Here is an 18,744-nt window from a genome sequence, read left to right as displayed (position 1 = left end):
AGTCTCCGTCACCGTGGACGGAGGCTGCAGGGGTAAGGGGGTTTCGTTGGCGACCGTACTGAAGATGCTGCTGGCGGAGCGGCATCTCAAGAGTCATCACGATTTTCTGGCCGCGTACGACAGGTGCGCGGCGCGCCTGGATCCGCCCATCCCTCCCGGGCATGGGCCGGCGAAAGCGCAGTACTACCAGTGGTTGTCCGGGCGCATGATCGGACTTCCGCGCGACTATCACTGCCGGGTGCTGGAGCGAATGTTCCCGGGCTGGACCGTGGAGGGATTGTTTCAGATGGCCAACTCCACACCCGCCGAACTCCGTTCGCACGAGGCGGGCTTCTCCGGCACCGACGCCTCGGTCGAGGCTTTCCTCGGCGCCGAGATGACCACGAACGGAACGACGCTGGTTTATCCGGTGTTCGAGCTGGCACGGTCTTCGGTGGAAGCGCTCCGGGCGGCAGGGATCGGCCGGCAGCGCGTGTTCGACAAGCAAGCCAGCGTGTTTCCGACACGATACGACGTTCCGTCCGTAGTGGGTGAGAACGAGCTTCGTGGATTGCTGTACGTGCTGTCTTTTCTGCAACGCCACACCAGCATCCCGGTCGACGTCCGCAGCGACCGCGATCACGTCGTCCACCGCGACCGCCCGTATATCAGCTTCGGGCTCAGCGGCAACGACTTCCTGCGCCGGTACCTGGATACCGCCGAGCGTCCGCTGTTCACCCTGTGGGACAGCACTGCCGAGGACGGTTCCCTTACCGTGTACCTGCGGCTGGCCGACGGAAGTAGTTACAGCTCCGGCGATGACCGCAACATCGGCATCGTCGCCCGGGTACGCCCCGACGCCGATCGGCATCCCGGCCGGTATCGGATGTACTGCGGTGGTCTGGGCGCACGCGGCACCGCCGGAGCCGGTTGGTATCTCGCCAACTCGTGGGCGTCGCTGCAGCAGCGTGCCGGTGATCGGGATTTCGTCGCGGTCATCGGTGTCGACAAGTACGCCGACCACACGATCAGCTTGGAGCATCTGCTGATCGAATCGGCCGTCGGCCAATGACCGGCCGGTCCGCCGGACTCGGATCGGTGTGCGTGCACCGTTCCGAGTCCGGCTCCGCGACGTTCCCCGCCGAGGCGCGCGCTGTTCGGAGTTGCATCAGTATCCAGCAGGCAGCGCCGCCAACATGTCGCGTGTCACCGCGACCGCGTTGTCGGAGCTGCCGCCTTCGACCAGCAGCGTGGCGAAGGCGAGGTCGCCACGGAAGCCGACGAACCACGAGTGCGACCCGCCGTCCACCTCGGCTTCACCGGTCTTGCCGTAGACCGGGCCTTGATCGGCGATCCGCTCGGCCGTGCCGCCGACGACCACCTGGCGCATCATCGTGCGCAGTCCTTCGATGACATCGGGAGCCAGCGCCGGGCGGTCACCATCGATCTGCGTGGGCCGCCCCGCGATCAGGTACGGCACCGGCGCGGAGCCGTGCGCGATGGTTGCCGCCATCAGCGCCATGCCGAACGGGCTGACCACCACTTTGCCCTGACCGATGCCGTCCTCGGTGCGCTGGATCAGGTCGTCGGCGGACGGCACCGCGCCGGAGGTCGTCGGCAGCCCCACCACCGAATAGACCGGTCCGACACCGAGCTTCGCCGCGGTGTCATGCAACGCGGGGCCCGGCAGTTCACTGGCGAGTTTGGCGAACGAGGTGTTGCACGACCGCTCGTAGGCCGTGGACATCGGCACGTTCCCGACGGTGAACAGGTTGTAGTTGGGAATGGTCCGCTCGCCGATGACGATGCGGCTCGGGCACGGCAGCACCGTATCCGGCGTCGCGAGACCATTCGCCATGGCCGCGGCCGCGGTGACCGTCTTGAACACCGAGCCGGGCGGGTACTGGCCGATCGTCGCGAGGGGGCCGTCCCGGTCGGCGGCCTTGTTCTGGGCCACCGCCAGAATCGCGCCGGTGGACGGGCGCAGCACCACCATCATGGTCTGCTCGGTCCGTGGCTGCACGGCACGCTGTGCGGCGTTCTGCACGTTGCGGTCGACGCTGAGCGAGAACGACGGCGCGGGTTGCGAGGGCACGTCCATCAGCACGTCGGTGTCGGCGCCGTTGGCGTTCACGGTGACCACGCTCCACCCCGCTTTGCCGTCCACCTCCGCGATCACCGTTTTGCGCACCTGGGTGAGCAGATCGGGCGCGAATTCCCGATCGGTGGCGACCAGATCCCATTGCTGGGTCACCGTGACACCGGGCAGTCCGATGAGATCAGTCGTCACCTGGGCGGATTCGATGTCGTTGAGCAGCGCGACCGTATAGGCGCCCCGGGCCGCCTTCGCCTCCTCGAGGATCGACTCCGGCGTCAGCGACTTGTCGAAACGGTGTAGCGCCGCGGCCAGCGCGGTGGCCACGCTCCCGGGATCGGCGGCGTCGGCCGCGACGAACGCGACCCGCGACACCTTGCCGGGCACCATGACGTCGCTGCCGGACTGCTCGTTGACCCGCGCGCGCGGCGGCGGATTCGAGCGCAACACCATGGTCTGGGTGTCGCCGAGCTTGGGGTGGATGTTGGAGGAGGTCCAGCGGACCATCCAGCGTCCGTTGCTGCGCCCCATCTGCAACTGGCCCGAATACTTCCACGTCCGGTTCTTGGGCAGGCGCCATTCGTAGGTGTAGTCGACGGTCGCGGTGTCTCCGGTGACGCGCGCCGCGCCGGTGCGTGCGGTGAGCTGTTCGGCTTGGAGCTGATCCCATGCGGAACGCAATGCGGCGCTGGCCTTCTCCGGCACATTGGTGAGGTCGGCGGCGGCGCTCACCCGGTGCTCGGCGAACGCTTTGACGAACGCGTCCGCGGCGGGGACAGGCCCTTGCGGCTCGCTCGCACAACCGGCGGCGGCCACCGTGAGGGCCGCGACGGCGAGCGAGAGCAGCATCCGAGTCGACATCGGGACCGATCGTAATAGTGACTGCCGGGCAAACGCCTGCGGCACTCCGGCATTCGCCGTCGGCGCGCTCAGTCGACCAGAACGGTGGCGAATGTCGCGATCTGCCGGAACCCGACCCGGCTGTAGGCGCGGCGGGCGATCGCGTTGTAGTCGTTCACGTACAAGCTCGCGGTGCGGCCCGAAGCGACCACGGCGTTCGCGACCGCCGCGGTGCCCGAGGTGCCGCACCCCTTCCCCCGATGGTCCGGATGGACCCAGACCCCTTGGATCTGGCCCGTGCGCCGGGACAGCGAGCCGACCTCGGCTTTGAAGACCACTTCCCCGTCCTCGAAACGGGCCCACGCGCGGCCGGATTCGATCAGGCTCTGGATGCGGCGGCGATAGCCGCGGCCACCGTCACCCGCGCGCGGATCGACGCCGACCTCCTCGATGAACATGGCGATCGCGGCCGAGAGATAGCGGTCGAGTTCGTCGTGGCGCACCCGGCGGACCTCCGGGTCCGGCGTGGCCAGCGGCGGCTGGGCCAGCGCGAGAAGCGGCTGTTCCCCACGTAGCTCCCGCTCCGGGCCCCAGTGACCGGCCAGCATCTCCCACAGCGGTAACGCCAGTTCCCGGCGTCCCACCACCGAGGAACAGATGCGGGGCCAGCGGATCGCCCGGTCGGCGAACGCACGCAGAGCGTCACGATTGCCGAGCAACGGCACCAGGTTCGCACCCGAGAAACACAGCGACTCCGCGGGGCCGCCCCTGCTCCAGAGCTCCCCCTGGCCGCACCGGTTGTCCAGGCCGAACTCCTGCAGGCGGGCGGCGACCATGCACGAGGCCACCGGATCGGCATCGAGCACACGCAAGACCTGAGCAAGATCCCGATTAGCGAGCTGCCGCGCAGGGGCGTATTTGGCCCGTCGCGCCGGCTCCAGCAGACTCCGCACGGTGACAGCCTGCCACGAACCGGCGCGATGCGGTATGGCTATGCCGAAAGCGCTGGTGAGCGGCTGCTCAGCTGACGGTGACGACCGGTTCGCCGGTGCCCGCGTCCGTGCCCATCTCCTCGGCGATGCGCATCGCCTCTTCGATGAGCGTCTCGACGATCTGCGCCTCCGGGACGGTCTTGATGACCTCGCCCTTGACGAAGATCTGGCCCTTGCCGTTGCCGGAGGCCACACCCAGGTCGGCCTCGCGCGCCTCGCCGGGGCCGTTCACGACGCAGCCCATCACGGCCACCCGCAGCGGCACCGCCATGCCTTCCAGGCCCGCGGTCACCTCGTTGGCCAGGGTGTACACGTCGACCTGAGCGCGCCCGCACGAGGGGCACGACACGATTTCCAGCTTGCGCGGACGCAGGTTCAGCGACTGCAGGATCTGTCCGCCGACCTTGACCTCCTCGGCAGGCGGCGCGGACAGCGAAACGCGGATCGTGTCGCCGATGCCCTCCGACAACAGCGCGCCGAAGGCGACCGCCGACTTGATCGTGCCCTGGAACGCCGGGCCCGCCTCGGTGACGCCGAGGTGCAGCGGGTAGTCGCACTGCGCGGCGAGCTGACGGTAGGCCTCCACCATGACCACCGGGTCGTTGTGCTTGACCGAGATCTTGATATCGCCGAACCCGTGCTCTTCGAACAGGCTCGCCTCCCACAGCGCCGACTCCACCAGCGCCTCCGGCGTGGCCTTGCCGTACTTCTCCAGCATCCGCTTGTCCAGCGAACCGGCGTTCACGCCGATGCGAATCGGGATGCCCGCCGCGCCCGCGGCCTTGGCGACCTCCTTGACGCGGCCGTCGAACTCCTTGATGTTGCCGGGGTTGACCCGCACCGCGGCGCATCCGGCGTCGATCGCGGCGAAGATGTAGCGCGGCTGGAAGTGGATGTCGGCGATCACCGGGATCTGGGATTTCGCCGCGATCGTGGCCAGCGCGTCCGCGTCCTCCTGACGCGGGCAGGCCACCCGCACGATGTCGCACCCCGACGCGGTCAGCTCCGCGATCTGCTGCAGGGTGGCGTTCACGTCGTGGGTCTTGGTCGTGGTCATGGACTGCACCGAGATCGGGTGGTCGCTGCCCACCCCGACATTGCCCACCATCAACTGGCGGGTCCTACGCCGTGGAGCGAGCACTGCCGCGGGAGCGGTCGGCATCCCCAATCCGATTGTGCTGGTCACCTTCGGCTGCCTACTTTCATCGTGTCCGGCCGGTTCGGTGCCGAGTCTAGCCTTGGCGCAGGACGGCCACCCTGTGACAGCAACGACAAGGCTTCCCCGGTCGACCACGCCAGCCTACGTCGCCGGTCGCGCCGCCCGGTCGGCAGCCCGGCTCAGAACAGCTTGATCGGGTTCACGATGTCGGCGGCGAGGGTGAGCAGCATGTAGGCACCGCCGATCACCACAACGACATAGGTCGCGGGCAGCAACTTCAAGTAGTTCACCGGCGCACCGGGCGCCAGTCCCTTCCAGCCGCGGATGGTGTTGCGGATCTTCTCGTAGATCACCACCGCGATGTGACCCCCGTCCAGCGGCAGCAAGGGCAGGAGGTTGAAGATGCCGAGGAAGAAGTTCAGGCTGGCCAGCACCAGGATGAACATGTTCCACAGGCCGCGTTCCGCGGTCTCGCCGCCGATCTTGCTGGCGCCGTACACGCTGACCGGGGTCTCCGGATCCCGCTCACCGCCGGTGACCGCGTCCCACAGCGCCGAGACCTTCGCGGGCATCTGGGTCAGCGAATCGACGGTGCGCACGAACATGTCGCCGGTGAACACGGCGGCGGCGGGAATAGCGCCCAGCAGGTCGTATTGCACGGGGTCGTAGCGCTCCGGCGCCACGCCGACGGCGCCGACCTCACGGCCCTCGCCGCCGCCCTCGGGATAGCGCATGACCCGCTCCGGGGTGACCGGAATGCTGAGGGTGCTGCCGTCGCGCTCGATGAGGTAGGTGAACGGGCCGGTCTGCTTCTGGGTCTCGGCCTGGAACTGCCGCCAGGTGTCCACCTTGACGCCGTTCACCTCTTTGACGATGTCACCGCGCTGCAGTCCGGCACGCTGCGCCGGGCCCGTGCCGGTGCACGGCTCGCTGGAGCCGTCGGCCTTCCCTTGTGGTACGCAGCTCATGACGCCCAGCGCGGTCGCGGGGGGTTCCTTCAGATTCGGCAGCCCCCAGCCGACCGCGAGCACCACGATCAGGATGAAGCCGAGGACGAAGTTCATCGCGATGCCGCCGGACATCACGACCAGCCGCTTCCAGGTGGCCTGGCGGTACATGGCGCGGTCGAGTTCTTCCGGGCGCAATTCGTCGAGCGCGGTCATGCCCGCGATGTCGCAGAATCCGCCGAGCGGAAGCGCCTTGAGGCCGTATTCGGTCTCCCCACGACGGAACGAGAAGATCTTCGGCCCGAATCCGATGAAGTACCGCCGCACCTTCATGCCGGTCGCCTGGGCGGTCCACATGTGCCCACATTCGTGCAGCGCGATCGACACGGTGATGCCCAGCGCGAACAGCACGAATCCCAACGCGAACACCATTTGCTCTACAGCCCTCCTGCGTTTGCGCAGCTCGAATATCCCGCACGCACGCGTCCGCTCCTGGCCGCGAGCACTCCGTTCACCCTAACCGGACAAAGTCCTGTCCTGTGTGTTCAGTGTGCCAGCACGCCGTCGGTGCGCGCGTCCGATCCGGCGCCGCAGGGTCTCAGCCGCGAATCCGGGCGGCCGCGAACTCCCGCGCCCAGGTGTCCGCGGCGAGGACCTCGTCGAGCGATCGCGGCTCCGCGCGCCATTGCTCCGCCGCCTCCACGGCCGCGGCCACCGTGCCGACGATCTGCGGGAAACGGAGAGCGCCGTCCAGGAAGGCCTGCACCGCGACCTCGTTGGCGGCGTTGTAGACCGCGGTGACGCTGCCACCGGCCTGGCCGGCCGCGCGCGCCAGCTCTACCGCGGGGAAGACATCGTTGTCGACCGGTTCGAACGTCCAGCTGGACGCGGTGCCGAAATCGCAGGCCGCGGCCGCGCCGGGCACCCGGTCCGGCCAGCCCAGCGCCAGCGCGATGGGCAGCTTCATGTCCGGCGGGCTGGCCTGCGCGAGCGTGGAGCCGTCGGTGAAGGTGACCATCGAGTGCACGATCGATTGGGGGTGCACGGTGACGTCGATGCGGTCGTAGGGGATCCCGAACAGCAGGTGCGTTTCGATCAGCTCGAGTCCCTTGTTCACCAGCGAGGCCGAGTTCAGGGTGTTCATCAGGCCCATCGACCAGGTGGGATGCGCCTTGGCCTCGGCGGGCCCGACCGAATCGAGCATCTCGGCCGTCCAGCCACGGAACGGGCCGCCGGAAGCGGTCAGCACCAGCCGGTCCACCTCGTCGGCGCGACCGCCGCGCAGGCACTGCGCCAGCGCGGAGTGCTCCGAGTCGACCGGGACGATTTGACCGGGAGCGGCGGCGCTGGTCACCAGCGAACCGCCCGCGACCAGCGATTCCTTGTTGGCGAGGGCGAGTCGGGTGCCCGACTGGAGGGTAGCCAGGGTCGGCTCCAGCCCGAGCGAGCCGACCAGCGCGTTCAGCACGACGTCCGCCTCGGTACGGCGCACCAGCTCGGTCACGGCGCCCGGGCCGCCCAGCGGCAGGTCCAGCCGCTGGGCCGCGGCCGGATCGGCGACGGCGACATTGCGCGTGCCCGTAGCGGCCATCTGGGCGGCGAGCAACTCGGTGTTGCCGCCGCGCGCGGCGAGTCCGACCACCTCGAAGCGGTCGGGATTGGCGGCGATCACCTCGAGCGCTTGGGTGCCAATGGATCCGGTGCTGCCCAGTAGCAGGACTCTCACGATGTCGGACACGACTTCATTGTGTCCTACCGCCGGAACGCGTTCGACCGGCGCGGGCCGACTTACAACGACGCACCGTCGTATGTCACGATATGCGGCAGTAGCTCATCGAGTGCGTACCGGAATCACGGTACAAGTAACAGCTAAGGAGCGATCGTGGCCGCCACGGAACTCGAACACGCCGACACCGAGCGCGTCGTCACTCGCGTGGACCCCGCCGAAGTTCCCTCCGCCGCTTGGGGCTGGAGCGGTGAGTCGCGTCGCACCTTCCGGATCGCGGGCTGGATCGTCGCGCTGATCCTGCTGGCCATGCTGGTCGGCAACCACAGCGGCAAGATCGAGGACATCTTCCTCGTCGGCTTCGCCGTCCTGATCGCCGGCATCCTGATCCGCGACTCGCTGCTGCAGCGCAAGCCGCGCTGATCCATTCGGAAAAGCTACGCGCACAAGTTCATTCGTCCTGTACCGCGCCGCACAGCCCGGTACCGTGTGCGTCCGAGGTCCGCGCCCCAGCCGGGTCGCGGACCTCGGTTTTCTGTCCGCACGAACCCTTTAGGACGCAATGACCAAGACTTTTTCGGCCGCCCTGCTCGCCGCGAGCGCGTTCGGCGCGCTGCTGCTCCTGCCCGCGGCGCCCGCGCACGCCCAGTCGCCCGCGTGCGGCGCGGCCATCGACGCGATCAACGCCGCCATCGACGAGTCGGGCGGCAATCTGGACCCGACCGTGCAGCAGTCCCTGGCCGCGAAGCTCTCGGCCATCCCGGCCGAGGGGGCGGAGAAGGCCGCCATCGCCGCCTACGCACAGGCTCTCACCGATGACAAAGTCACGAGTATGGACGCGGCGACCGACGAACTGAACCGGGTCTGCCGCAGCTGAGCACCGGGCGGCGCGGACCGTCCGCGTTCGCGCCGCCGCCGACCGGCTAGCGTCCGCGCCGCCGGGAGGGCTTCTTCTTGACCGGAGCCGGACGTCCGGCTGTCTTCTGGGCCGGGACCTTCTTCCGCGGCTCGTTCCGCTCGGCGCGGGCGGGGGCGCGTGAACTCCGCTCCGAACGCCCACGGACGACGCCGATGAACTCCTCGACCAGATCGCTGGTGTGGTCGGCGAGCCAGGCCAGCGCGACCTCCGTGTCGGGAACGCCGAGCATCGGGCGATAGACGAGGTCGCGGCGATGATGCAGCCGCGCGAGCGAGTGGGGCACGATGGCCGCGCCACCGGCCGCGGCGACGAGTTCCAGCGCACCGCCGACCGCATCAATGTCCGAGGTGTCCTGCACATGCTCGTCGGCCAGGTCGGTCACGCGCACCTCGTCGAACACCGACAGCGGGTGCTCCTTCTGCACCACGACGACGGGAACCTCCCGGTAGAGCGGGATCGCGCTCATGCCTTCGCGGTCGATCGGCAGCCGGACGAAGCACATGTCGACACGTCCCTCGCGCAGCGCCGCTTCTTGATCCGCCTGCGCCAGCGCGCTCACTTCGAGCGGGGTGTCCGGGAACCGCTCGGCCCAGATCCGGGTCCATTTGGACACCGTGACGCCCGGCACGAAACCCACCCGCAGGGCTTCCGGAGCTTCCGGTCCGCGCTGCCGGGCCGCCGACTCTGCCCGCGCGATGATCTCGCGGGCTTGCTCCAGCAACTCCTGCCCCTCGTCGGTGAGCCGGGTCGGTTGCGCGCCGGGCACGAAGAGCTTGGTGCCGAGCTCGTTCTCCAGATCGATGACGGTATGGCTGAGCTTCTGCCGCGAGATGTGCAGCGACTTCGCCGCGCGCGCGAAGTGCAATTCCTGCGCGACCGCGACGAACCAGCGCAGGCGCACGACATCGATCGACTCCAACCGGCTCATTCGTGGAAGCGTATGCCACCAGCAGAGGGGAGCCCTTCGCGCCGCCGGACAGACGGCTGCCCAGCTCGTGTTCCGCGCCCGCGGCAGGCACCCGTCGAGCGGTCGCCGCGTGGTCCGAGGCGGGGCTGGGGACGGATCCCTCCCGCCGCGCCCGTTAGGCTGTGTCGGTGAGCCCGGACAAGAAACCGCAGACGATGAAGCCGCTGACGGCGGCCGACAAACTCGGCATCTACCTTCCGGCCGCGCCCGAGGAGTTCCGCAACGCGTCGATCTCTCGCGCCCAGCTGGACGCGCTGCGCAACGATCCCCCCGAATGGCTCACCGAACTGCGCCGCACCGGCCCGTTCCCCCGCGACGTGGTGGCCCGCAAACTCGGCGTCTCCAACACCGGCTTGACCCGGGCGGGAATCTCCGATCACCTCACCGCCGAGGAGATCGACGCCCTGCTCGCCGACCCGCCGGAGTGGCTCGTGCGCGAGCGCGAGAACTACGCGGCGGTCCGTGCGGAGAACGCGCGCATCAAGGCGAAGGAAGCCGAACGCCGCGCCGCCACCAACCGCCCGGCGAAGAACCGCGGCTAGCTCGTCATCCGCGTCGGCCGTCGGGGAAAGGCTTCCGTCCGGACAGCGCAAGATCGCGGCGGATTCCGCGACGCGCCATCCGGCCGGTTCATGGACCGGCTGTCTCAGTTCTCCGCGGCCAACTGTCCGCAGGCGGCGGCGATTTCCTGGCCGCGGGTGTCGCGGACCGTGCAGGGCACGCCCTGTGCGTTGACCCGGCGCACGAACTCCTGCTCGACCGGCTTGGGGCTGGCGTCCCACTTGGAGCCGGGGGTGGGGTTGAGCGGGATCACGTTGACGTGCACGCGGGAGCCGAGCGCCTTGTGCAGCTTCTCCCCCAGCATGTCCGCACGCCACGGGTGATCGTTGATATCGCGGATGAGCGCGTATTCGACCGAGACGCGGCGACCCGTCTTGTCGGCGTAGTAACGGGCCGCGTCGAGCACCTCGGCGACCGGCCAGCGATTGTTGACCGGGACCAGAGTGTCGCGCAGTTCGTCGTCGGGCGTGTGCAGGGAGACCGCGAGCGTGACCGACAATCCCTCGTCGGCCAGTTTGCGAATGGCGGGAGCCAAACCCACGGTCGAGACCACGACGTTGCGCTGGGAGATGCCCAGACCGTCCGGCGCGGGCGAGGTGATCCGGCGGACGGCGGCGACCACCCGCTTGTAATTGGCCAGGGGCTCGCCCATGCCCATGAAGACGATGTTGGACAGCCTGCCCGGCCCGCCCGCCACTTCCCCGTCCCGCAGCGCCGCGGCCGCGGCACGCACCTGGTCGACGATCTCGGCGGTCGACAAGTTGCGGTTCAGCCCGCCCTGACCGGTGGCGCAGAACGGGCACGCCATGCCGCAACCGGCCTGGCTGGAGATGCACAGGGTCGCGCGGTCCGGATAGCGCATCAACACGCTTTCCAGCAGCGTGCCGTCACCCGCGCGCCACAAGGTCTTGCGGGTCTCCCCGTCGTCGCACGCGACGTGCTTGACCACGCTCAACAGCGGCGGGAACAGCGCCTCGCCGATCTTGTCCCGGACCGCGGTGGGCAGATCGGTCATCCGTGCCGGATCGGCCTGCAAACGCGCGTAGTACTGGCGGGCGATCTGGTCCGCGCGGAACGTCGGCAGGCCCAGTTCCTCGACGGCCGCGCGCCTGCCCTCGGCATCGAGGTCGGCGAGATGGCGCGGCGGCATGCCACGGCGCGGAGCATCGAAAACCAAGGGCAAGGAGACGGTCATAGTTGTTCCATTCTCCCATCCGCCGGAACCTCCCCGGCACCCGACCATACGCGCGCGGCCCGACATGCCCGGCCCGTCGCCGGGAAATACCTGCGGCCGTCATAGCCGTCGGCCATGATCGAGGTATGTCCACGCATCCCCCCGAACATCCGCCGGAGCCGGACCCGGACCTGTCGCAGCGCCGGCGCACGACACCACCGAGCGCCCCGCCCCTCGTACCGGCCAAGACGTCGCTGGCCTCGCGCACCGGTTACGCCTGGACCGGGCTCGTCGCAGGCGTCCTGATCCTCGTCCTGCTGCTGATCTTCATCGTGCAGAACCTCGAACAGGTTCAGGTGCACTTCTTCTTCTGGGACTTCTCGCTGCCGCTCGGCGTCACTGTCCTGCTGTCGGTGATCGGTGGCGCGCTCGTCATGGCCTCGGTGGGCGGCGTGCGCATCCTGCAACTGCGCCGCGCGGCCAAGAAGGGCTGACGCGCCGGATCACAGCAGCGTGGACAGCACCAGCCAGGAGACGAACGCCGAGGGAAGCATGGAGTCGAGGCGGTCCATGATGCCCCCGTGCCCCGGCAGCAACGTACCCATGTCCTTGATGCCGAGTTCGCGTTTGATCTGCGATTCGATCAGATCACCGCAGGTGGCCACCAGCACCAGGCCGACGCCGAGCACGACGCCGATCATCGAGTTCGCCTCCAGCAGCAGCGTCACCGTGAGCAGGCCGCCGATCACGCTGAACACCAGCGAGCCGGCGAAACCCTCCCACGACTTCTTCGGGCTGATCGAGGGCACCATCGGATGCTTGCCGAACAGCACGCCTGCCACGTACCCGCCGACGTCGGAACAGACGACCAGGATCATGAAGGTCAGTACCCGCAGGTTGCCGTCGGGCTCCAGCAGCAAGAGCGTCGCGAACGAGGCGAGCAAGGGAATCCAGGCCAGCGCGAACACTGTGATGGCGGTGTCGCGCAGAAAGTTTCGCGGCGCGGTCTGTAAACCGTGGTCGAACAGCCGCCACACCATGCAGATCAGCGTGGTGGCGGCGAACGCGCCCGCGACGCCGCTGGCGCCGTACGGCCAGCCCAGCCAGAACACCGCTTGGCCGCCCGCGATCAGCGGAACCCGCGGGACCAGCACGTCGGCTTCGCGCAGCCGCTTGGCGACTTCCCAGGTGGCCACGCCGACCCCGGCCGCCGCGACGCCGATGAACACCTTCGGTACGAACAGCAGGATCGCGATCAGCGAAAGACCCAGGCCGAAGCCGACGGTGAGCGCGGCCGGCAAATTGCGACCCGCGCGCGAACCACTCGATGCGGGCGCGGTGTGGGCCGCCGCGGGATCGGGCGCCGACGCCGCGGGGGCGCCTAACGGTTCATGACCGGACGCAGGAGCATGGTGCGCGCGCTGCTGCATCGCATCGGCTTTCCCGTTCACCGGCGGCTCCTCTGCCGCACCGGTCGCGGCGGCGTTCTCGGCCACGATTGTCCCGTCGCTCAACTCGTCGTTCCGTTCGTCCCCCGCCCGGGCGGGCCTTGCGCTGGCTCGGCGGCACTCGCGGTGACGCGGGGCCTCCTCCGGGCCCCCGCCACGCCTACCGGCCGATCCGCGTCAGACCTCGAGCAGTTCGGCTTCCTTGTGCTTGACCAGCTCATCGATCTGGCCGACATACTTGGCGGTGGTCTTGTCGAGCTCCTTCTCGGCGCGCCCGACCTCGTCCTCGCCTGCCTCGCCATCTTTCTGGATGCGCGACAGTTCGTCCATCGCCTTGCGACGGACATTGCGGATCGCGACCTTGGCGTCCTCGCCTTTGCCCTTCGCCTGCTTGGCGAGCTCGCGGCGGCGCTCCTCGGTCAGCTGCGGCACGCTGATCCGGATGATGTCCCCGTTGTTCGTGGGGTTGACACCGAGATCCGAGTTGCGGATCGCGGTCTCGATCGCCCCGAGCTGGCCCGCCTCGTAGGGCTTGATCACGACCATGCGCGGCTCCGGCACCGTGATGCTGGACATCTGGGTGATCGGGGTGGGCGACCCGTAGTAGTCGACCACGACCCGGGAGAACATGCCCGGGTTGGCGCGACCGGTACGAATGGTTCCGAGATCGTCCTTCGCCACCGAGACGGCCTTCTCCATCTTCTCCTCGGCGTCGAAGAGCGCTTCTTCAATCACGACCGTTTCCTCCACAGCGTCGTCATGTCATGATCCGCGGTCGCGGGTATCAGGACCGAACCAGTGTGCCGATCTTCTCACCGGCGACCGCGCGGGCGATATTGCCCTTGGTCAACAAATTGAACACCAGAATCGGCATCTGGTTGTCCATGCACAAGCTGAAGGCGGTCGCGTCCGCGACCTTGAGGTCGCGCTCGATGACCTCTTTGTGCGTGATCTCGGAGTACATGGTCGCGGTCTCGTCGACGCGCGGGTCCGCGGTGAAGACCCCGTCGACCGCCTTGGCCATCAACACCACGTCCGCGCCGATCTCCAGCGCGCGCTGGGCGGCGGTGGTGTCGGTGGAGAAGTACGGCATGCCCATGCCCGCACCGAAGATGACCACACGGCCCTTCTCCAGGTGCCGCTTGGCACGCAGCGGGAGGTAGGGCTCGGCGACCTGGCCCATGGTGATCGCGGTCTGCACCCGGGTGTCCACGCCCTGCTGCTGCAGGAAGTCTTGCAGCGCAAGGCTGTTCATAACGGTGCCGAGCATGCCCATGTAGTCCGAGCGGGCGCGTTCCATGCCGCGCTCCTCGAGTTCGGCCCCGCGGAAGAAGTTCCCGCCGCCGATCACCACGGCCACCTGGACGCCGCTGGCGACCACCTCGGCGATCTGCTCGGCCACCGTCTGCACGACATCCGGGTCCAGCCCGACCTTCCCGCCGCCGAACATCTCCCCGCCGAGTTTCAGCAGTACCCGGCGATATCCTGGGCGATCGGTCCCCGGGTCCGTCATGGGTCTCCAGTCTCCTTCGGCGAGGGATTGTCGTTCTTCCGGCGATTCGTCGCTCATCGCGAGCGCCTGTGACGTAGAGCAAGGCAGAGCGGCATCCATCCTGCCTTATCAGGTTGGAGCGGCAGCAGAAGGCCCCCCGTCAACCGGCGTTCGTTCGGTCGGCGGGGGGCCTGCACGCTGGGGGTGCGGCGAGACTCAGTTCGCGCCGACCTCGAAGCGGGCGAAGCGGGTGACGGTGACACCGGCCTCGTCCAGCAGCGCCTTGACGGTCTTCTTCGAATCGGTGACCGACGGCTGCTCGAGCAGCACGACGTCCTTGAAGAAGCCGTTGACCCGGCCCTCGGTGATCTTCGGCAGCGCGGCCTCGGGCTTGCCCTCCTCGCGAGCGGTCTGCTCGGCGATGCGGCGCTCGTTCTCCACGATGTCGGCCGGAACCTCGTCGCGGGTCACGTACTTGGCCTTGAGTGCGGCGACCTGCATGGCGGCGGCGCGAGCGGCCTCGGCCGCGGCGTCGCCCTCACCGGTGTACTCGACCAGCACGCCGACGGCGGGCGGCAGGTCGGAGGCACGCTTGTGCAGGTAGGTGGCGACCGGGCCGTTCAGCGAGATGACGCGGCGCAGCTCGAGCTTCTCGCCGATCTTCGCGGCGAGCGCCTGCACCGCCTCGTCGACGGTCTTGCCGCCCAGGTCCAGCGCCTTCAGCGTCTCCAGGTCGCCCGGCTTGGCGGCCGCCGCCGCGGCGACGACCTGCTCGGCCAGCTGCTGGAACTCCGCGTTCTTCGCGACGAAGTCGGTCTCGGAGTTGATCTCGACCATGACGCCGTCCTTGGCGGCGACCAGGCCTTCGGCGGTGGTCCGCTCGGCACGCTTGCCGACGTCCTTCGCGCCCTTGATGCGCAGCAGTTCGACGGCCTTGTCGAAGTCACCGTCGGTCTCGGCCAGCGCGTTCTTGCAGTCCATCATCCCGGAGCCGGTCAGCTCCCGGAGCCGCTTCACATCGGCAGCGGTGTAGTTCGCCATTCTCGGCGAGCCTCCTTCGGAGAAGTGTGGGTGGTGGCAGCGGCGCTCACGATGACACTCGCCCGTGAACGCCGGCGAAACTGTGCCCATCCGCGGCGTTCGCGGGCCCCTACGCGGGCTGGTGCCTCCGGGAGCGTCGCTCACGCCGCGGTGGTGACGGGTCTCAGGCCTCGGCAGAGGTCTCGGCGGCCTCGGCGCCAGGGGCGGCCTGCGCGAGCAGCTCCTGCTCCCACTCGGCCAGCGGCTCGCCCGCGCCCGCCTCCGGCTTCTCGTCACCCGAGGCCACGCCTGCGCGCGCCTGCACACCCTCGGCCACCGCGGAGGCGACGACCTTGGTCAGCAGGGCGGCGGAGCGGATCGCGTCGTCGTTGCCCGGGATCGGGTAGTCGACCAGGTCGGGGTCGCAGTTGGTGTCCAGGATCGCGATGACCGGGATGTTCAGCTTGCGCGCCTCGCCGACGGCGATGTGCTCCTTGTTGGTGTCGACGACCCAGATGGCCGAAGGCACCTTCTGCATGTCGCGGATACCGCCGAGGGTGCGCTCCAGCTTGTTCATCTCACGCGTCAGCATGAGGATTTCCTTCTTGGTGCGACCCTCGAAACCACCGGTCTGCTCCATGGCCTCGAGCTCCTTGAGGCGCTGCAGACGCTTGTGCACGGTGGAGAAGTTGGTGAGCATGCCACCCAGCCAGCGCTGGTTGACGTAGGGCATCCCGACGCGAGTCGCCTCGGCCGCGATCGACTCCTGCGCCTGCTTCTTGGTGCCGACGAAGAGGACGGTGCCACCGTGGGCGACGGTCTCCTTGACGAACTCGTAGGCCTTGTCGATGTAGGTCAGCGTCTGCTGCAGGTCGATGATGTAGATGCCGTTGCGGTCGGTGAAGATGAACCGCTTCATCTTCGGGTTCCAGCGCCGGGTCTGGTGTCCGAAGTGCGCGCCGCTGTCGAGCAGCTGCTTCATGGTTACGACAGCCATAGCTCCCGTATCTCTCTTTCGTTTGCCGGTTGACGCAGCGAATCGGTGATCCGCTGCCCTGGCGCCGCCGAATCGTCGGACCCGACCACGTAGGTGGGGACCAGCCGGCGATTCCCTGTTCCGAACACGCTGCCGCGAACCCAGATATCTCGAGTCCGATTCGAACAGCGCCGCTATGAACAAGCACGGGTGGCGCGCGAAGTCGGTCCATGCAGGCACGGACCGCTCGATCAGTTTACGGCCTTCCGGCACACAGATCTAAATCGGTCCGAGCCGAAGGCTTTGACCAGGGGGAACAGCAGCTTTTCACAGGCGGGTGAGTTATCCCCATTCCGCGGATCGAGCCCTCGGCGACGCCGGAATCGCGGAAGGCTGGAGCCATGAAACCGATCTCCACCGCGACCACTTTCCTCGTTCCGCTCTTCTTCGTGCTCGGCGTCGTGACCGCGTCGCCGAGCGCAGCCCGGACGCCTGCCCCGCGACCCGTGCCCGGGGCGTGCACGGGATCGGCCTGCCTGCCGTCTCTGTCCGGTTTGCTGCGCCGCACGCCGCTTCCGTTCCGGCAATCCGGCCTCGATACAGGTGGCGATGACGAGACGCCTTCCACCTCGGGTGGCGACCTGTGCGCACCTCCCGTACCGCTCTGCGGGTCGTAGTCGGCCTGCCGACCAGGCACGAATGCTCGGTCCGAATGCCATGCGACGTGGTCGGCGTCTTTTCTCGGCGCTGGCTCTCGGTGTCACCGCGATCGTCGCGACGACGCCGACCGCGACAGCCGGACCCGACGGTCGGTTCGGCTGGCCGCTGCAACCGCGCCCGGCGGTGCTACGGCACTTCGACAAACCCGCGCAGAACTGGCTGCCTGGACATCGCGGGGTCGATCTGGCCGGCGCCGAGGGGCAAGCGGTGCTCGCGGCCGGGGCAGGGATCGTCGTGTTCGCCGGAACGGTGGCCGATAAGCCGGTCGTGTCCATCGAGCACCCGGGCGGGCTGCGTACGACCTATGAGCCCGTACGCGCCGAGATTCCCGTGGGAAGGCGGGTCGGACGCGGCACCCGGATCGGCACGCTGGAGTCCGGGCACCCTGGATGCGCGACGACATGTCTGCACTGGGGTGCCCGCGTAGACGGCGGTCGCCGCCGCAACCGTGAGTATCTGGACCCGCTCGGGCTGCTGCGCCTCACTCCCCTGCGGCTCAAACCGGTGCGCCCCTGAATGTGGCGATCCGCGGCTTCGTTCACGGGTCGGCTCAGGTCTTCGGAGCAGCCGGACAATCAGGACCGGCGTGTCGGCGATCCGCGGTGGCGGGACCGGGCTCGGAGGGGCGAAGATCGGGGCATGGCGGATGGGTTGTCGTCGTTCACGTATTCCGAAGTCGGTGCGACCCGAGGCGTGCTGCCGGAGGGCTATCACGGGTTGCGGGTGCGGCGACGTCTCGGCCGGGGACGCGCGCTGTTCGAACGCGCGGGTGCGGAGATTCTGAGCTACCGCGTGCAAAAGGGCACCGGGATCTTCCGGTCCGCCGATACGCCGACGGCCGAACCCGGCACGGCAATCACCGTGCGGCTCGGATTCGGTCCGTTGGGGATCACCGCCCCGTGTCGCGTGGTGTACGTCCTCGATGAACCCGACCGGCGGGGTTTCGCCTACGGAACCTTGCCCGGCCACCCGGCGTCAGGCGAGGAATTGTTCGCCGTGGAGTACGACCGCGCTGACGACACGGTGTACGGGCTGATCGTCGCGTTCTCCCGCCCCGCCACCTGGTACACCCGGCTCGGCGGACCCGCGGTGCGGCTGATCCAGCGTTTCGTCGCGGGCCGATACCTCGCGACGTTGCCGACGTCCGATTGAGCACAGTGCCGACGAATCGGTTCACAGCCAAAATTTCCGACCACCGGCAGTGGGCCGGGACGCAGGCGATACTGTTACGGTGACCGGCGAACCCGAGACGGCCGAAAGTCTCCCGGATCTTCCTGTGGAAAGTGACCCCCCCTCGCCCATTTACGGCGAGGCGCTCGACAACCGCGCCGAAATCCAGGAGATCATCGATTCTTCCCGACTGATGGGCGTCGAAGCCCTGTCATTCGATCAAATGATGGCCTACATCACGGCGAAACGCGAATACCAGGCATCAGCATATGCCGACACGGAAGCCGTCGATCGGGCGCGGCGGGACCATGAGCTACAGGCGGAGTCGCGACGCACCGAGCTGATCAAGGAAGAAGCGGAGGCGAAGAACAAGATCCTGGAGGCTCGCTACCGCGCAGGGCTCGCCGCCGCGCTCGTGGCGGGCACGGTCGCCGGTGTCCTCTTCGGCATCATCAAAGGTCTGCCCGCCCAAGAACTTACGCAATACCTGGCGCCCGTGTCGGGCCTCGCCGGGATCGTTGTCGGCTACTTCTTCGGCCGGGAGGCTCGATGATCAAGG

The 18,744-nt window shown here is 68.3% G+C and carries 20 protein-coding genes; 8 read left to right on the top strand and 12 right to left on the bottom strand.

Annotated features, from left to right (window positions below; genetic code table 11):
* Positions 1 to 46: 46 nt before the first annotated feature.
* On the top strand, positions 47 to 1,051 hold the full coding sequence (locus tag QMG86_RS07710; RefSeq protein ID WP_281878554.1) for a hypothetical protein: 1,005 nt from the start codon (positions 47 to 49) through the stop codon (positions 1,049 to 1,051).
* A gap of 96 nt (positions 1,052 to 1,147) precedes the next feature.
* On the opposite strand, the gene QMG86_RS07705 is transcribed toward QMG86_RS07710, so the two are convergent.
* The 5 genes from QMG86_RS07705 to dxr all read right to left on the bottom strand — a co-directional run bounded on the left by QMG86_RS07705 (position 1,148) and on the right by dxr (position 7,750).
* Complete coding sequence (locus QMG86_RS07705) at positions 1,148 to 2,935, bottom strand: penicillin-binding transpeptidase domain-containing protein (protein WP_281878553.1); 1,788 nt, start codon at positions 2,933 to 2,935, stop codon at positions 1,148 to 1,150.
* Positions 2,936 to 3,003: 68 nt separating this feature from the next.
* Positions 3,004 to 3,867, bottom strand: coding sequence for a GNAT family N-acetyltransferase (locus QMG86_RS07700; protein WP_281878552.1), 864 nt, complete (start codon positions 3,865 to 3,867; stop codon positions 3,004 to 3,006).
* Between the two features lie 67 nt (positions 3,868 to 3,934).
* Positions 3,935 to 5,092 (bottom strand): flavodoxin-dependent (E)-4-hydroxy-3-methylbut-2-enyl-diphosphate synthase, encoded by a 1,158-nt coding sequence (gene ispG / locus QMG86_RS07695; RefSeq protein WP_281878550.1) that lies wholly within the window; start codon positions 5,090 to 5,092, stop codon positions 3,935 to 3,937.
* 152 nt (positions 5,093 to 5,244) lie between these two features.
* Positions 5,245 to 6,444 (bottom strand): M50 family metallopeptidase, encoded by a 1,200-nt coding sequence (locus QMG86_RS07690; RefSeq protein WP_281878549.1) that lies wholly within the window; start codon positions 6,442 to 6,444, stop codon positions 5,245 to 5,247.
* Between the two features lie 166 nt (positions 6,445 to 6,610).
* Positions 6,611 to 7,750, bottom strand: coding sequence for a 1-deoxy-D-xylulose-5-phosphate reductoisomerase (gene dxr / locus QMG86_RS07685; RefSeq protein WP_281878548.1), 1,140 nt, complete (start codon positions 7,748 to 7,750; stop codon positions 6,611 to 6,613).
* 144 nt (positions 7,751 to 7,894) lie between these two features.
* Between dxr and QMG86_RS07680 the strand changes: the two genes are divergently transcribed.
* Positions 7,895 to 8,161 (top strand): DUF2631 domain-containing protein, encoded by a 267-nt coding sequence (locus QMG86_RS07680; protein ID WP_063019818.1) that lies wholly within the window; start codon positions 7,895 to 7,897, stop codon positions 8,159 to 8,161.
* A 139-nt stretch (positions 8,162 to 8,300) separates the two neighbouring features.
* Positions 8,301 to 8,615 carry a hypothetical protein gene (locus QMG86_RS07675; RefSeq protein WP_281878547.1) on the top strand — a complete coding sequence of 105 codons (315 nt, stop codon included), beginning with the start codon at positions 8,301 to 8,303 and terminating at the stop codon, positions 8,613 to 8,615.
* Positions 8,616 to 8,661: 46 nt separating this feature from the next.
* Here the strand turns inward: QMG86_RS07675 and QMG86_RS07670 are convergent, their stop codons facing one another.
* Positions 8,662 to 9,585 carry a LysR family transcriptional regulator gene (locus tag QMG86_RS07670; protein ID WP_281878545.1) on the bottom strand — a complete coding sequence of 308 codons (924 nt, stop codon included), beginning with the start codon at positions 9,583 to 9,585 and terminating at the stop codon, positions 8,662 to 8,664.
* A 167-nt stretch (positions 9,586 to 9,752) separates the two neighbouring features.
* Here QMG86_RS07670 and QMG86_RS07665 point away from each other — a divergent pair, with 167 nt between their 5' ends.
* Entirely contained in the window at positions 9,753 to 10,166 is a 414-nt protein-coding gene (locus QMG86_RS07665) for a DUF5997 family protein (RefSeq protein ID WP_281878544.1), read from the top strand.
* 104 nt (positions 10,167 to 10,270) lie between these two features.
* Here QMG86_RS07665 and rlmN read toward each other — a convergent pair whose 3' ends face one another.
* Entirely contained in the window at positions 10,271 to 11,380 is a 1,110-nt protein-coding gene (gene rlmN / locus QMG86_RS07660; RefSeq protein ID WP_281878542.1) for a dual-specificity RNA methyltransferase RlmN, read from the bottom strand.
* A 125-nt stretch (positions 11,381 to 11,505) separates the two neighbouring features.
* Here rlmN and QMG86_RS07655 point away from each other — a divergent pair, with 125 nt between their 5' ends.
* The gene (locus QMG86_RS07655; protein ID WP_281878541.1) at positions 11,506 to 11,853 is read left to right on the top strand and encodes a LapA family protein; all 348 of its coding nucleotides are present in this window, start codon (positions 11,506 to 11,508) and stop codon (positions 11,851 to 11,853) included.
* A gap of 9 nt (positions 11,854 to 11,862) precedes the next feature.
* Here QMG86_RS07655 and QMG86_RS07650 read toward each other — a convergent pair whose 3' ends face one another.
* From QMG86_RS07650 to rpsB, 5 genes are all read right to left on the bottom strand, one after another.
* Positions 11,863 to 12,873, bottom strand: a complete 1,011-nt coding sequence (locus QMG86_RS07650) for a phosphatidate cytidylyltransferase (RefSeq protein ID WP_281878539.1) — start codon at positions 12,871 to 12,873, stop codon at positions 11,863 to 11,865.
* Positions 12,874 to 12,984: 111 nt separating this feature from the next.
* On the bottom strand, positions 12,985 to 13,542 hold the full coding sequence (gene frr / locus QMG86_RS07645) for a ribosome recycling factor (RefSeq protein WP_281878537.1): 558 nt from the start codon (positions 13,540 to 13,542) through the stop codon (positions 12,985 to 12,987).
* Positions 13,543 to 13,591: 49 nt separating this feature from the next.
* Positions 13,592 to 14,320 (bottom strand): UMP kinase, encoded by a 729-nt coding sequence (pyrH, locus tag QMG86_RS07640; RefSeq protein WP_174183891.1) that lies wholly within the window; start codon positions 14,318 to 14,320, stop codon positions 13,592 to 13,594.
* 195 nt (positions 14,321 to 14,515) lie between these two features.
* On the bottom strand, positions 14,516 to 15,340 hold the full coding sequence (gene tsf, locus QMG86_RS07635) for a translation elongation factor Ts (protein ID WP_159838798.1): 825 nt from the start codon (positions 15,338 to 15,340) through the stop codon (positions 14,516 to 14,518).
* Positions 15,341 to 15,503: 163 nt separating this feature from the next.
* Complete coding sequence (gene rpsB / locus QMG86_RS07630) at positions 15,504 to 16,316, bottom strand: 30S ribosomal protein S2 (protein WP_159838796.1); 813 nt, start codon at positions 16,314 to 16,316, stop codon at positions 15,504 to 15,506.
* A 696-nt stretch (positions 16,317 to 17,012) separates the two neighbouring features.
* Here rpsB and QMG86_RS07625 point away from each other — a divergent pair.
* The 3 genes from QMG86_RS07625 to QMG86_RS07615 all read left to right on the top strand — a co-directional run bounded on the left by QMG86_RS07625 (position 17,013) and on the right by QMG86_RS07615 (position 18,738).
* Positions 17,013 to 17,531 carry a M23 family metallopeptidase gene (locus QMG86_RS07625; RefSeq protein ID WP_281878536.1) on the top strand — a complete coding sequence of 173 codons (519 nt, stop codon included), beginning with the start codon at positions 17,013 to 17,015 and terminating at the stop codon, positions 17,529 to 17,531.
* Positions 17,532 to 17,654: 123 nt separating this feature from the next.
* Positions 17,655 to 18,167 carry a DUF1990 domain-containing protein gene (locus tag QMG86_RS07620; protein ID WP_281878535.1) on the top strand — a complete coding sequence of 171 codons (513 nt, stop codon included), beginning with the start codon at positions 17,655 to 17,657 and terminating at the stop codon, positions 18,165 to 18,167.
* Positions 18,168 to 18,246: 79 nt separating this feature from the next.
* The gene (locus QMG86_RS07615) at positions 18,247 to 18,738 is read left to right on the top strand and encodes a hypothetical protein (protein ID WP_281878534.1); all 492 of its coding nucleotides are present in this window, start codon (positions 18,247 to 18,249) and stop codon (positions 18,736 to 18,738) included.
* Positions 18,739 to 18,744 lie beyond the last annotated feature (6 nt).

The organism is Nocardia sputorum (genome assembly GCF_027924405.1).
Classification (GTDB): Bacteria; Actinomycetota; Actinomycetes; order Mycobacteriales; family Mycobacteriaceae; genus Nocardia; species Nocardia sputorum.
Note: the sequence above shows the minus strand (reverse complement) of the source record. Positions and strands in the feature narration are given on the sequence as shown.